The organism is Conexibacter sp. CPCC 205762 (genome assembly GCF_030646155.1).
In the GTDB taxonomy this organism is placed as follows: domain Bacteria; phylum Actinomycetota; class Thermoleophilia; order Solirubrobacterales; family Solirubrobacteraceae; genus Conexibacter.
In genome coordinates, this window is record NZ_JAUTDN010000011.1 from 39185 (window position 1) to 52073 (window position 12889).

Below are 12889 nucleotides of genomic sequence, written 5' to 3' on the forward strand. Positions count from 1 at the left end.
GCCGCCCCAATATCCTGCGGCGTTCCGGACTCGAACAAGGACATCAGAGCTTCCATGGCCAAGATCAAGGTGCAGAACCCCATCGTCGAGCTGGACGGCGACGAGATGACCCGGATCATCTGGCAGTTCATCAAGGACCAGCTGATCCTCCCCTACCTCGATGTCGAGCTGAAGTACTACGACCTCGGGATGGAGTCGCGCGACGCGACCAACGACCAGATCACGGTCGACGCGGCGAACGCGATCAAGCAGTACGGCGTCGGCGTCAAGTGCGCGACGATCACGCCCGACGAGGCGCGCGTCGAGGAGTTCGGCCTGAAGGAGATGTACCGCTCGCCGAACGGCACGATCCGCAACATCCTCGGCGGCGTCGTCTTCCGCGAGCCGATCGTGATCTCGAACATCCCGCGCCTGGTGCCGGGCTGGACGAAGCCGATCGTGATCGGCCGTCACGCCTTCGGCGACCAGTACCGCGCGACCGACACGCTGATCCCGGGCGAGGGCACGCTGACGCTCACGTACACGCCCAAGGACGGCGGCGAGCCGATCGAGCTGAACGTCTACGACTTCAGAGGCAGCGGCATCGCGATGGCGATGTACAACGTCGATGACTCGATCCGCGACTTCGCGCGCGCGTCGATGCGCTACGGCCTCGATCGCGGCTTCCCGGTCTACCTGTCGACCAAGAACACGATCATGAAGAAGTACGACGGGCGCTTCAAGGACCTCTTCCAGGAGGTCTTCGACGCCGAGTTCAAGGCCGACTTCGACGCCGCCGGCATCACCTACGAGCATCGTCTGATCGACGACATGGTCGCCGCCGCGATGAAGTGGGAGGGCGGCTACGTCTGGGCCTGCAAGAACTACGACGGCGACGTCCAGTCCGACACCGTCGCGCAGGGCTTCGGCTCGCTCGGCCTGATGACCTCCGTGCTGACGACGCCCGACGGCAAGACCGTCGAGGCCGAGGCCGCGCACGGCACGGTCACGCGCCACTACCGCCAGCACCAGCAGGGCAAGCCGACCTCGACCAACCCGATCGCGTCGATCTTCGCCTGGACCCGCGGCCTCGCCGCGCGCGGCCGGATGGACGACACGCCGGAGGTCAGCGAGTTCGCGCAGACGCTCGAGCGCGTCTGCATCGAGACGGTCGAGAGCGGCAAGATGACGAAGGACCTGGCGCTGCTCGTCGGTCCCGACCAGCCGTTCCTCACCACCCAGGAGTTCCTCGCCGCGATCGACGAGAACCTCCAGGCTGCGATGAAGTAGCCGATCACCTGGAAGAAGGCGCCCCGCACCGGGCGGGGCGCGTCTCTTCCTTGGAGGGAAGCGTTCGATGTTCTTCGCCTGTGTCGGGGCCGCGCTGGTCCTCTTCCTGCTCGCCTGGCTGGGCTTCCGCAGCGCCAGAAAGCAGGAGGCCGCCGCCTCCGCGCTGACGCTCACCAGCACCTCCACCTGCGGCGAGCTGGCCGATCTGGCGCGCGGCGTCGGCGACGAGGTCGGCGGCGGCAGCTTCTCCCAGCGGGCCGAGGTGATCGGCGTCGCCGAGGCCGAGGGTCAGCTGATCCACGCGCCCGAGACGAGAGCCGACGTCGTCTGGCACCGCACGCGCGTCACCCACCGCTGGTGGGAGAACGAGCGCACGCGCGACGACAGAGGCAACGTCCGCACGCGCCGCGTCGAGAAGAGCGACGTCGTCTCCGACTTCAGCTCCGAGGCGGCGTTCGCGGTCTCCGACGGCTCCGGCCGGCTGGTCGTGACCGCCGTCGGCGCCGAGATCGACCACCCCGAGAAGTCGGTCAACCGGATGGACGGGCTCGGCAGCGGCAGCGCCAGCTCGTTCGCCTCGATCCTGCTCGGCGGCAACGACAGCGGCACGATCGGCTTCGAGGTCGAGGAGTGGGTGCTGCGGCCGGGCGCGCGGCTGTACGTCCACGGCGAGGTCGGCGACGAGGCAGGCCGGCTCGTCTTCGGCCCCGGCGACGGCCGCCTGCTCGTCTCCACCCGCAGCGAAAGAGAGATCGTCGCCGGCCACAGAAGCGGCGCGAAGTGGCGCCGGATCGGCTCGCTGACCGCGATCGCGCTCGGCGTCGCCGCCCTGATCGCCGGCGTCGTCTCGCTGTTCGCCTAGCAGCCGGGGGCGTAGTCGGGCCAGGAGTAGACGGTCGCGGTGTAGGAGTGCGCGGCGGCGCCGGGGTTGCGGACGCGCGCGAATCCCCCGCCTCCGAGCGGGACCACGCACGCGGTCAGCACGCCGGGCGTGCTGTTCTGCGTGTAGCCGGTGTCGCCGCCGCCGCTGAAGAAGACCTTCGCCGCGATGTCGCCGCCCGCGGTCGCGGTCGCGTATATCGAGGTCACCGGGCTGCTCACGCTGCTGCTGTCGCAGTACGAGCCCGGATTCAGCACCTGGCTGCAGAAGTGCACGATCCCGGCGTTGGCCGGCGCCGCCGAGAGCGTCAGCGCGACGAGGCTCGCGGCGAGCGCGCCGCCGGCAGCGCGGATGGTGGTGGTGAGATGTCTGGTGTGCATCGGCCGATTAGGCCGTACCGAGTGCCTGCGCGCCATCCGCCGGACGGTCGTCGTCGCGACCAGGCGCGCGCAGCCGCCGCTGCTGGCGCTCGGCCTGCAGCGGCAGCAGCAGCGCGCCGATCAGGAAGCAGGCGGCGCCGGCCGCTGTGCCGCCGTTGGCGATCGCGTCGTTGACGGGGTCGCCGGTCGACGGCTCGACGAAGGCGGCGACCGCGGAGATGCCGAAGAAGATCGACCCGAGCAGGTTCCAGGCGGCGATCTGCCAGTCGAGGTCGCGCGGGCGGAACGACAGCCAGCGGTGCTCGGCGTTGGCGAACGCGAGCGTGGAGGCGATCAGGAAGCAGGCGCTGCCTATCATGTCCGGCCCCCACACGCGCACGTCCATCTGATGCGGGTCGAGCGCGTGGTCGAGCGCGACGAAGGTGTTGACGTTGAAGAGGATCGTGCCGGGGAACTGCACCGCCGCCGCGACCCAGTCGACCCGCTGCGGCAGCCAGCCGCGCGGCCGCAGCAGCGTCCGCTCGTGTCTGGGCCTGCCGCGGTGCGGCGCCTCGGAGGCGGCGACCAGCTGCAGCAGCGCCGCGCTCGTGAAGAAGACCGAGCCGGTCGCGAAGCCGAAGCCGATCCAGGTCGCGCTCGACCCGAGCGCCGCGATCCCGGGGATCAGGAACAGCAGCGAGCCGAGCGCGAACAGCGCTCCCGTCCACCACGCGATCCGGTCCGGCCGCCACATCCGGGCGGCAGTGTCTCAGGTGGCGCGGCGCGCCGTGAGCAGGCAGGCGAGCGCGGCGAGCGCCAGCAGCACCGCGTTCACCAGCAGCGCCGTGTGCAGCGCCGACGCTCTCGAGGCGCCGTCGGCGACGCGGCTGGTGAGGATCACGCCGAGCACCGCCGGGCCGAGCGCGCCGCCGTACTGCCGCAGCGCGGTGTTGGCGGCGGCGGCCATGCCGGCCAGCCTGTGCGGCACGGCGTCGATCGCGGCGACCGCGACGGCGCTCAGCATCAGCGCGTCGGCGACGCCGAGCACCGCCAGCCGCCAGACCGTCGGGACGAACGCGGTCTCGTCCTGCAGGCCGGTCAGCAGCAGCATCGCGACGGCCGCGAGCGCGAGCCCGGCGGCGAGCACCGCCAGCGGCTTCGTGCGCGCCAGCAGGCGGCCGACGAACGGGTTGACGAGCGCGGTGACGCCGTTGACGAACAGCAGCCGCCAGCCGATCTCCAGCGGCGAGAGGCCCTGCACGCCGCCGAAGAAGAGGCTCAGCAGGAAGAGCGTGCCGACGATCGCGAAGAGCGCGACGAGCGCCGACAGCGACGCCGCGCTGAAGGCCGGGCGGCGGAACAGCTGCAGCTCCATCAGCGGCGAGGAGGAGCGGTGCTCGGCGACGACGAAGGCGACCAGCGCGACGGCGCCGAGCGCCAGCCCGATCACCGCCTGCGGCGAGCCCCAGCCGCTCTGCCCGCCCTCGATCACGCCGAAGATCGAGGCGGCGATCGCGATCGTCGCGGTGATCTGGCCGGGCCAGTCGAGGTGGCGGCCGGCCGGCGCCTTCGACTCCGGCAGCCAGGCGGCGGCGGCCGCGCCGGCCAGCAGCGCGAGCAGCGTCGTCGGCGCGAAGATCCAGCCCCAGCCGGCGTGCTCGAGGATCAGGCCCGAGAGGATCGGCCCGATCGCCAGGCCGCCGACCAGCCCGGTCGCCCACAGCGCGACGTATCTGGCGCGGTCGCGCAGGTCCGGGACGGCGTGCGCGATCAGCGCCAGCGTCGTCGGCAGCAGCAGGCCGGCGCCCGCGCCGCAGATCGCCTGGCCGACCCACAGCAGGTGGACGGCGCTCATCCCGGTGAGCGTGTCGGCGAGCCCGGCGACGAGCGCGCCGGCGACCGTCAACGCCATCCCGATCAGGTAGACGCGGCGGCGGCCGTGGAGGTCGCCGAAGACGCCGGCCGAGAGGATCGTCGCGGCCATCGGGATGATGTAGCCGTCGGTGATCCACTGCAGGTCGGAGGTGCCGGCCCCGGTCGCCGCGCCGATGCTCGTCAGCGAGACGCTGACCGACGTGATCGGCACGTAGGTGACGAAGACGCCGAGCACCGCCAGCGCGACCGTCAGCACCACCGTCCGGCGCTTCGCCTCGTCGCTCGCCGTCGCCTGCATCGAAACCGTCCCCATCGCCTGACTCACAACCTTTGACCGCTCATTACTTGAACGTGAAGGTAACAGATTCCTTCAACGTGAAGATTCTTTACGGTCGCTAGAGTTCTCGTTCGAGATGTCTTCCGTGCGCGACACTGCCCCCGATCGCGTCGACGCGATCCTCGACTACCTGCACGACCTCTTCCCCGAGCGCGACCTGACCGCGAAGGCGGTCGCGTGGCGGCTGCGGCGGGCGGCCCACCACGTCGACACCGAGGTCAGACGCCGGCTCGCCAAGCAGGGCATCGAGCTGTGGGAGAAGGAGATCCTCTGCTCGCTGAGACGGCTCGGCGGCACGCTCACGATGGGCGACCTGCAGGACGTCGCGCAGCTGACCTCCGGCGCGATCACGAACCGCATCACGCGGCTGGAGGAGCAGGGCTGGGTCAGACGCGAGGTCGACCGCCACGACCGCCGCCAGGTGCTGGTCGTGCTGACCGACAGCGGCCGCGACCGCTCCGAGGTCGTGATGGCCGCCAACGACGCCGCCGAGCAGGAGCTGTTCGGCGCGATCGACCCCGACCTCCAGCGCCGCCTCGCCGCCGACCTGCGCGACCTCCTGCTCGCGACCGAGGGCCCGGACCCGCGGGCGACGTCCTAGCGCGCCGGCGCGGCCGCCGTCGCGTCCTGGAGGACGGCGAGGTTCGCCTGCTGGCGGGCCGCGTCGCGTCTGTCGAGCGCCATCGTCGCGACCCAGGCGGCGGAGGCGGCGAGGACGGCGGCGGGGCCGGTGTCGAGGCCGCCGGTGCCGGTCAGCAGGGTCGCCAGCACGAGCGGGGCGAACAGCAGGCGCGACTGCGCGGCCATGCCGGCCGCCGCGCCGATCGCGACCGCGACCGTCGGCGAGATGTCGAACGCGATCACGGCCAGCGTCGCGAGCGCGACGCCGAGGAATATCGCCGGGAAGATCGGGCCGCCGCGGAAGCCGGCGGAGAGCGAGACGGTGTAGGCGAGGCCCTTCGCGACGATCAGCAGCAGGACGATCCCGACCGAGCCCTCGGCGGTGAGCGTCGCGACCGACGACTGGCCCGAGAACAGCACCTGGCCCGACTCGGCGCCGAGCCAGACCGCCACTTGCGTCAGCAGGCCGATCGCGAGCGCGCCGCCGAACAGCAGCCCGGCGAGGCCGAGCCGTCTCGGGCCGCGCTCGGCGATCGCGCCGCCGAGCCGCCGCACGACCGCCATCACGAGCGCCGCCAGCAGGCCGACGACGACCGCGATCGCGAGGTCGCGCAGCTTCGTCCCGTGGTACGCCGGCAGCCCCGGGATCGACAGCTTCTGCGCGTCGATCCCGCCCCAGTCGCCGACCCCGACGAAGATCGTGTAGCCGATCGCGGCCGCGACGAGGCCCGGCACGAGCGCCGCGATCAGCGCTCTCCCCTTCGCGATGCCGGCCTCGATCAGCAGCACGCCGGCGACCAGCGGGCCGCCGAACAGCGCCGCGATCGCCGCGAACGAGCCGCCGATCGCGACGACGCCGCGCTCCTCCTCGTTCAGTCTCACCCACGCGGTCAGCGACAGCCCGACGACCGAGCCGAGCGCGATCAGCGGCGCCTCCGGGCCGAGCACGATCCCGAACGGCAGCGTGCCGAGCGCGGCGAGCGCGACGCCGAGGCCGAATCTCGGCGGCGTCGGGTTGGCGTTGAGGCCGCCGAGCGGGCTGTGGCCGCCGTCGCCGGGCAGCAGCGTGCGCGCGAGGTAGACGATCGCGGCGCCGACGAGCGGCAGCCCGATCACGAGGAACCACGGCGCGCTGTCGTAGCCGAGCGCGTCCGGCAGGTCGGTCCAGAGCCACTCTTCGAGCTGATGGACGAGCGCGAGGAAGCCGACCGCGAGCAGCGCCGCCGGGATGCCGATCAGCGCACCGAGCGCGATCAGCCGCAGATAGGCGCCGCCGCTGATCGGCGACGCGCCGGCGGGCTCGGCGGGCTCAGGCGGCTCGGATGCGCTCATGCGCCGGCATGCTGCTCGACGGCCGGCGGCGCGTCAAGCGCACCACGGAGCGGCGCGTCGGCTGCGGCCGGTCGTCGTGGACGACCAGCACCGGCACCTCGCAGCGGCGGATCATCGCGCGGCTGACCGAGCCGCTGAGCCAGCGCCGCAGGCGGCCGTGATCGCGCGTGCCGACGACGACGAGGTCGTGGCAGCCGGTCGAGACGCGCTCCAGCAGCGCGCGGCAGACCGGTCTGCGCGAGACGAGCGTCGTCACCGGCAGCTCGTCCGGGATCGCCGCGACCGCCTCGGCGAGCCGCGCCAGCGCCTCCCGGTCGAGCCCCTCCACGAGCGCCGCGACGGCGCTCGCGTCGCCCATCCCGGCGGCGAAGCCGGGCGGCTTCGGGACCGCCGTCAGCAGCGTCAGGCGCGCATGGCCGTCACGGGCCAGCTCGACGGCGCGCTCCAACGCGCGGTCGCTCGCTGGCGAGCCGTCGACGCCGACGAGGATGTTGCGGAACATGACTGCCGCCCTCTCTCCCTGACCGCCGAACTCATGCGGTCTCAGCGGCGACCGTAGCGTGCGAAGCGGTCGCCTGTCGAGTCAGTGCCCTGCGCGCGGGGATCAGCAGCGCCAGCAGGCCGGCCGCCAGACCGCCCGCGGCGCCCATCAGGAAGGCGAGCTTGAAGCCCTGGTCCTCGGGCAGCCCGGTCGCCAGCAGATGGCCCGCGACGATCGACGCCGCGACCTGCGAGCCGATCGAGGCGCCGATGTTGCGCATGATCGTGTTGACGCCGGTCGCCTCGCCGGTCTCGTGCGCGTCGACCGCCTGCACGATCAGGTTCGGCAGCGCGGCGAAGGCGGCGCCGACGCCGGCGTTGAGGATGCAGACCCAGAGGATGATCAGCGCGATCGAGGAGTGCGCGAGCGCCATCCCGACGAGCCCGGCGGCGGCGACGAGGCAGCCGACGACGAGCGGCAGCTTCGAGCCGCTTCTCTCGCCGATCCGCCCGACCAGCGGCGCGACGAGGATCATCATCAGGCCGCCCGGCGCCATCAGCAGGCCGGCGACGGTCGCGTTGAGGCCGAAGCCGTAGCCGGTCGCCTCCGGCAGCTCGGCCAGCTGCGGCACGAGCACGAACGTGCCGAAGAGGCCGAAGCCGACCAGCAGCGTCGACAGGTTGGTCGTCAGCACCGGCCGGCGCGCCATCGTTCTCATGTTGATCAGCGGCTGCTCGTGGCGGCGCTCGAACAGCACGAACAGCGCGAGCACGACGAGGCCGGCGGCGATCAGGCCGAGCGTCCTGGTCGAGCCCCAGCCCCAGTCGTTGGCGCGCGAGATCCCGATCAGCACGCCGGAGAGGCCGACGGCGAGGATGCCGGCGCCGGCGAGGTCGAGTCTGCCGGGGGTGCGGACCGGCGACTCGGGCACGAACTTGACGATCGCGATCGTCGAGACGACGCCCATCGCGGCGGAGAGCCAGAAGATCCAGTGGAAGCCGACCTGGTCGGCGAGCAGGCCGCCGAGCGGCAGGCCGATCGCGCCGCCGATGCCGGCGACGGCGCCGAGCAGGGCGATGCCGGAGGGGACGCGCTCGCGCGGGAACTCGTCGCGGACGATCCCGAAGGAGAGCGGGAAGACGCCGCCGCCCATGCCCTGCAGGCCGCGGCCGACGATCATCAGCGTGAGCGAGTCGCCGAAGGCGCAGACGACCGAGCCGACGGCGAAGAGGGCGAGCGAGACGGCGAGGTAGCGCTCCTTGCCGAACATGTCGCCGAGGCGGCCGAAGATCGGCGTCGCGATCGAGGCGACGAGGAAGTAGGCGGTGACGAGCCAGGTGACGTCGCTGGAGGAGACGCCGAGGTCGTGCTGCATGTCGCCGAGCGCGGGGATGACGGTCGTCTGCGCGAGCGCGAACGCGAGCGCGCCGATCGCGAGGATCGAGAGCGTGCGCTGGTGGGACTGGCGGGGAGGTGCGGTCATGGAGAGGAGCGGTGAGGTCGGGGCCTTTAGCGGAGGGAACCCTCCGTATCGCAGACCACAGTAGCACCAAACGGAGGGATCCCTCCGGTATATCCTGTGCGGAGCATGCCGACGCCCTCCCCCTCACGCGCCCCGCGGCGCGACGCCCAGCGCAACCGCGCGCACCTGATCGCGGTCGCGACCGACGCCTTCCGCGAGCAGGGGCTGACGATCGGCGTCGACGAGATCGCGCGCCGCGCAGGGGTCGGCATCGCGACCCTCTACCGCCACTTCCCGACCAAGGGCGACCTCGTCGTCGCCGTCTCGGCGACGCTGCTGGAGACGCTCCTCCCGGTCCGCGACGAGATCCTCGCCAGCGCGCCGGCCGAGACCGCGCTGGCGCGCTTCCTGCAGGCCGCGCTCGCCTCGCAGGAGGCCAACCGCGGCCTCGTCGAGGCGCTCGCCCACCAGCTCGACCCGGAGATCCGCGGGCGGCTGAGAGCGATGATGCTGGAGCTGCTGGAGCCGCTCGTCGCGCACGCCCACGCGAGCGGCGAGCTGCATCCCTCGCTCGACGCGGAGGACCTCGTGATCGCCAACCGCATGCTCGGCGCGGCCGCGACCCCCGACGTCCCCCGCTCCCCCGAGCGCTACCTCGCGCTGCTGCTCGCCGGCCTGCGCGCGGGCGCGCCCGACGCGAGCTGAGCACTCACCACTTCAGCTCTATCTCCAGCTCGCGCTCGTCGCTCTCGATCTCCAGCTCGACCTTCAGCTGGACCTCGTCGGGGACCTTCACCTTGAAGCGCATTCCGCCGCGCTCGAACTCGACCTCGTTGTGGCGGGCGAGCATGTCGGCGAGCGTCCGCAGGCGCTCGGCGACCTGCTCGCGTCTCAGCGTCTCCTTGATCTCGGCCTCGAAGATCTCCATCACCGCTCCTTGCCTGTTCGTGCGATCCGCACGAGCGCGCGGACGCTGTCGATGAACCCGTCCGGCAGCGCCGCGGAGGGCGAGGCGCCGGGATGGCCGCCGGCGATCCGCACCCGCAGCACGCCGGCGCGAATGCGGAAGCGCAACGGCGGCGCCAGTCTCGCAGCCTCGCCGTCGATCCCTGCTACCACCGTGTGATCGGCGTCGACGTCGAACTCCGGCGCCGTCCAGCCGCGCCACGGGCGCTGCGGCAGCAGCCCGCGGCGGCCGCCGCCGATCGAGGAGCCGAGCACGGTCACGCCGAGCCGGCCGTCGTCGATCCGCGGGCGCGTGCCGGAGCCGATCGCGCGGCCGAGACGGTAGCGGTTGTTGGAGACGAGGATCGCGGCGCCGGCGCGGTGCTCGTGGCCGCCGGGGCCGCGCCAGCGCAGGTCGGGGCCGTCGCCGTCGGGGCCGAGCGCCTCCGGCAGCGTCCCCAGCAGCGTGCGCAGCTTCGCCTCGCGGTAGCCGGGCTGCTGGACCGCCTCGGCGTAGAGGCCGAGCGAGACGTTGTTGACGAAGACGCGGCCGTTGACCTCGGCCAGGTCGACGCGCCGCTCGCCGCCGGCGACGAACGCGTCGAGCGCGCCGACGACGTCGTCGCGGTCGACGCCGAGGTCGAGCGCGAAGTGGTTGCGCGTGCCCGCCGGGATGCAGGCGTACGGCAGCTCGTGCTCGGCCGCGACCGCCGCGACGATCGCCTGCGAGCCGTCGCCGCCGGCCATCGCGAGCCCGTCGGCGCCGGCGGCGACCGCGTCGCGCACGAGCGTCTCCAGATCGGCGCCGCGTCTCAGCTCGATCGGCTCGATCCCACGGGCGCGCGCCTCCTCGGCGAGCCTGAACCGCTCCGCCTTGCCGTCGCCCGACTGCGGGTTGTAGAACAGCACCGGCCTGCGCGGCGGCGCTCTGCCCGGCAGGCGCACGTGGACGTGGAAGGCGACCCGCATCAGCGCGACGGCCGCGATCACGGCGCCGATCGAGAGCAGCTCCGCCAGCAGCCGCTCGCGCGTCAGCAGCAGCAATGCCAGCGCGACCGCGGCGACGCCGAGCCCCAGCCCCGCGACGCGCACGGCGCCGGTCCGCAGCGCGCCGTGCCAGGCGGCCGTGACCGCGACGAGCAGGCAGGCGATCAGGATCAGCCCGCGCGGGAAGGCGAGCACGGCGTTGACGAGCGCCAGCGCCAGCCCCGCGCCGCCGAGCGCGAGCGCGCCGATCGCGGCGAGCCGTCGCCTGCTCACGCGATCATCTCCGCGTGGCCAGCGAGACCGATCCCGACACACCGCGCGCAGCCGCGGCCGGCGCGCCGCACGCGCCCGGCACCGACCCGCCGGGCGCGCCCGCCGAGCGCGGCGGCTGGCTCGCCGACGCCGAGCGGCTCGACGTCGCGCTCTACGCGGCGGTCGCGCGCACGCCGACGCCGGCGCTCGACAGGGCGATGGCGAAGCTGTCTCATGCCGCCGACTATTCCCGCATCTCGCTCGCGGCTGCCGCACTGCTCGCGACGGCGGGCGGTCCGCGGGGCCGCCGCGCCGCCGTCCACGGCCTCGCCGCGATCGCCGTCACGAGCACCGTCGTGAACCAGGGGATGAAGCGGCTCGGCCGCCGCCGGCCCGATCGCGCCAGGCTGCACGTGCCCGAGGCGCGGCACGTGCCGATGCCGGACTCGACCTCCTTCCCCTCCGGCCACGCCGCCGCCGCGTTCGCCTTCGCGACCGGGGTCGGCCACGTGCTGCCCGGCGCCGCCGTGCCGCTGCGCGGGCTCGCCGCCGCCGTCGCCTGGTCGCGCATCCACACCGGCGTCCACTACCCCGGCGACGTCGCCGTCGGCGCGCTCACCGGCACCGTGCTCGCCCAGCTCACCGCCCAGCTGCTCGAGCGGCGATTCTGACCGCCTTCCAACCGGGCGCTCGCCCGGTTTGCGGTAGAACAGCGTCTGGAAGCGGTGCAACCCGCCGAAAGGGGGGCCGTCATGAGCCGACTCGCCGCAATCCACACCGCCGCGCCGGCGATCGCGGAGCCGATCTCGCTCGCGCTCGCCGACGACAGCTTCCTCGTGCGCGAGGCGGTCGCGCACGTGCTCGCCGCGAGCGACGGCGTCGAGGTCGTCGCCGTCTGCCGTGACCGCGCCGCGCTGCTGGCGGCGGTCGCGCGCGAACGGCCGGCGGTCGTCGTGACCGGCAGCCTGCCATCGTCGCGCGAGCGGCCGCAGCCGATCGCGGAGGAGCTGCGCCGGCGCCATCCCGCGATCGGCGTCGTCGAGCTGAGCGGCAGCGGCGAGCCGCGCTTCGGCGTCGAGCTGCTCGCCGACGGCTCCGGCGGCCGCGCCTTCCTGCTGAAGGAGCGGCTGCAGGACAGCCGCCAGCTGCTGGCCGCGATCGAGGTCGTCGCGCATGGCGGCGCCTACGTCGACGCCTGCGTGATCGAGCGGATGCGCGCCGCGCGGCGGCGCGCCGACAACTCCCCGCTGGCGGAGCTGTCGCCGCGCGAGCGCGAGGTGCTGGCGCAGATCGCGACCGGCAAGTCGAACGCGTGCATCGCCGCCGAGCTGGTGCTGACCAAGCGCGCCGTCGAGAAGCACATCAACGCGATCTTCCTGAAGCTCGGCCTCAGCTACGAGACCGACGTCAGCCGGCGCGTGATGGCGACGCTGATCCACCAGGCGGCGACGCGCGAGCTGCCCTGAGCGCCGGTGCGGGCGCGACGGCGTCCCCAGCCCGCCGCGCCCGCAGTCTGCCGTCACGGGCCCAGCAGCCGCGCCTTCTGGGCCGCGAACTCCTCGTCGGTGAGCACACCCTGGTCGCGCAGCTGGCCGAGCTGCTGCAGCTGCGTGATCGTGTCGTCGTTCGCAGTCTCACGCTGCTGCGTGCTGCCGCGGCTCTTGCCGGCGAGGTAGGCGCCACCGCCGACCGCAGCGGCGCACAGCAGTGGGCGACGACGGCGCATCAACGGCATCTTCACGCCTCCTCTGCGGCCTCGAGCGCGAGTCCGAGCGCGACCATCACCTCGGGCGCCGCGGCGATCACGCGCGGCCCACCGACCTGCGGCGCGACCGCGCGCAGCGTGCCGAGGATGTCTTCCGGCGTGGCGCCGTCGCGCAACGCGTTGGCGACCTGCCAGGCGTAGGAGGCCGGCGGCGCGTCGAGCGCGATCAGCGCCGCGATCTTGACGAGCGCGAAGGTGCGCGCGTCGAGCCCAGTCCGCTCCTGCTGCGCCTCGCGCAGGCCGACGGCGGTCTCGAGCACGTCGAGGTCGCCGATCGCAAGCGAGCGCAGCGTCGACTCGGTGTCTGATGCGACCGCGGACATC

At 73.1% G+C, this 12889-nt stretch carries 16 protein-coding genes; 6 read left to right on the forward strand and 10 right to left on the reverse strand.

Features of this window, described 5'->3' with window-relative positions:
* Nucleotides 1-54: 54 nt before the first annotated feature.
* Both Q7L73_RS11510 and Q7L73_RS11515 read left to right on the forward strand, forming a co-directional pair.
* Nucleotides 55-1269: an NADP-dependent isocitrate dehydrogenase gene (locus Q7L73_RS11510; protein WP_304689862.1), complete on the forward strand. Its 1215-nt coding sequence runs from the start codon at nucleotides 55-57 to the stop codon at nucleotides 1267-1269.
* A gap of 67 nt (nucleotides 1270-1336) precedes the next feature.
* Entirely contained in the window at nucleotides 1337-2131 is a 795-nt protein-coding gene (locus tag Q7L73_RS11515; RefSeq protein WP_304689864.1) for a GIDE domain-containing protein, read from the forward strand.
* Here the strand turns inward: Q7L73_RS11515 and Q7L73_RS11520 are convergent.
* From Q7L73_RS11520 to Q7L73_RS11530, 3 genes are read right to left on the reverse strand one after another with little or no spacing between them, the layout of a single operon-like run.
* A complete protein-coding gene (locus Q7L73_RS11520) occupies nucleotides 2128-2529 on the reverse strand; it encodes a hypothetical protein (RefSeq protein ID WP_304689867.1) in 402 nt (133 codons plus the stop codon). The genes Q7L73_RS11515 and Q7L73_RS11520 overlap by 4 nt on opposite strands.
* Nucleotides 2530-2536: 7 nt before the next feature.
* Entirely contained in the window at nucleotides 2537-3262 is a 726-nt protein-coding gene (locus tag Q7L73_RS11525; RefSeq protein WP_304689869.1) for a YrhK family protein, read from the reverse strand.
* A 15-nt stretch (nucleotides 3263-3277) separates the two neighbouring features.
* Nucleotides 3278-4696 (reverse strand): MFS transporter, encoded by a 1419-nt coding sequence (locus tag Q7L73_RS11530; protein WP_304689871.1) that lies wholly within the window; start codon nucleotides 4694-4696, stop codon nucleotides 3278-3280.
* A gap of 109 nt (nucleotides 4697-4805) precedes the next feature.
* On the opposite strand from Q7L73_RS11530, the gene Q7L73_RS11535 reads away from it, so the two are divergent.
* A complete protein-coding gene (locus tag Q7L73_RS11535) occupies nucleotides 4806-5321 on the forward strand; it encodes a MarR family winged helix-turn-helix transcriptional regulator (protein WP_304689873.1) in 516 nt (171 codons plus the stop codon).
* Here Q7L73_RS11535 and Q7L73_RS11540 read toward each other — a convergent pair.
* The 3 genes from Q7L73_RS11540 to Q7L73_RS11550 are packed head-to-tail and all read right to left on the reverse strand — an operon-like array spanning nucleotide 5318 to nucleotide 8637.
* Nucleotides 5318-6673 carry a chloride channel protein gene (locus Q7L73_RS11540; RefSeq protein ID WP_304689875.1) on the reverse strand — a complete coding sequence of 452 codons (1356 nt, stop codon included), beginning with the start codon at nucleotides 6671-6673 and terminating at the stop codon, nucleotides 5318-5320. The two genes, Q7L73_RS11535 and Q7L73_RS11540, sit on opposite strands and share 4 nt — an antisense overlap.
* Complete coding sequence (locus tag Q7L73_RS11545; protein ID WP_304689877.1) at nucleotides 6651-7175, reverse strand: universal stress protein; 525 nt, start codon at nucleotides 7173-7175, stop codon at nucleotides 6651-6653. The genes Q7L73_RS11540 and Q7L73_RS11545 overlap by 23 nt, the downstream gene beginning before the upstream one ends.
* Before the next feature lie 31 nt (nucleotides 7176-7206).
* Nucleotides 7207-8637, reverse strand: a complete 1431-nt coding sequence (locus Q7L73_RS11550; RefSeq protein ID WP_304689878.1) for an MFS transporter — start codon at nucleotides 8635-8637, stop codon at nucleotides 7207-7209.
* 105 nt (nucleotides 8638-8742) lie between these two features.
* On the opposite strand from Q7L73_RS11550, the gene Q7L73_RS11555 reads away from it, so the two are divergent.
* Nucleotides 8743-9321, forward strand: coding sequence for a TetR/AcrR family transcriptional regulator (locus Q7L73_RS11555; protein ID WP_304689880.1), 579 nt, complete (start codon nucleotides 8743-8745; stop codon nucleotides 9319-9321).
* 4 nt (nucleotides 9322-9325) lie between these two features.
* Here Q7L73_RS11555 and Q7L73_RS11560 read toward each other — a convergent pair whose 3' ends face one another.
* A complete protein-coding gene (locus Q7L73_RS11560) occupies nucleotides 9326-9544 on the reverse strand; it encodes an amphi-Trp domain-containing protein (RefSeq protein ID WP_304689883.1) in 219 nt (72 codons plus the stop codon).
* Nucleotides 9544-10821, reverse strand: a complete 1278-nt coding sequence (locus Q7L73_RS11565) for a diacylglycerol kinase family protein (protein WP_304689885.1) — start codon at nucleotides 10819-10821, stop codon at nucleotides 9544-9546. The genes Q7L73_RS11560 and Q7L73_RS11565 overlap by 1 nt, the downstream gene beginning before the upstream one ends.
* 14 nt (nucleotides 10822-10835) lie before the next feature.
* On the opposite strand from Q7L73_RS11565, the gene Q7L73_RS11570 reads away from it, so the two are divergent.
* Both Q7L73_RS11570 and Q7L73_RS11575 read left to right on the forward strand, forming a co-directional pair.
* Nucleotides 10836-11471 (forward strand): phosphatase PAP2 family protein, encoded by a 636-nt coding sequence (locus tag Q7L73_RS11570; RefSeq protein ID WP_304689887.1) that lies wholly within the window; start codon nucleotides 10836-10838, stop codon nucleotides 11469-11471.
* Between the two features lie 81 nt (nucleotides 11472-11552).
* Complete coding sequence (locus tag Q7L73_RS11575) at nucleotides 11553-12266, forward strand: response regulator transcription factor (RefSeq protein WP_304689888.1); 714 nt, start codon at nucleotides 11553-11555, stop codon at nucleotides 12264-12266.
* A 53-nt stretch (nucleotides 12267-12319) separates the two neighbouring features.
* On the opposite strand, the gene Q7L73_RS11580 is transcribed toward Q7L73_RS11575, so the two are convergent.
* Both Q7L73_RS11580 and Q7L73_RS11585 read right to left on the reverse strand, forming a co-directional pair.
* Complete coding sequence (locus Q7L73_RS11580; RefSeq protein WP_304689890.1) at nucleotides 12320-12526, reverse strand: SHOCT domain-containing protein; 207 nt, start codon at nucleotides 12524-12526, stop codon at nucleotides 12320-12322.
* Between the two features lie 11 nt (nucleotides 12527-12537).
* Entirely contained in the window at nucleotides 12538-12888 is a 351-nt protein-coding gene (locus Q7L73_RS11585; protein WP_304689891.1) for a carboxymuconolactone decarboxylase family protein, read from the reverse strand.
* Nucleotide 12889: the final 1 nt, after the last annotated feature.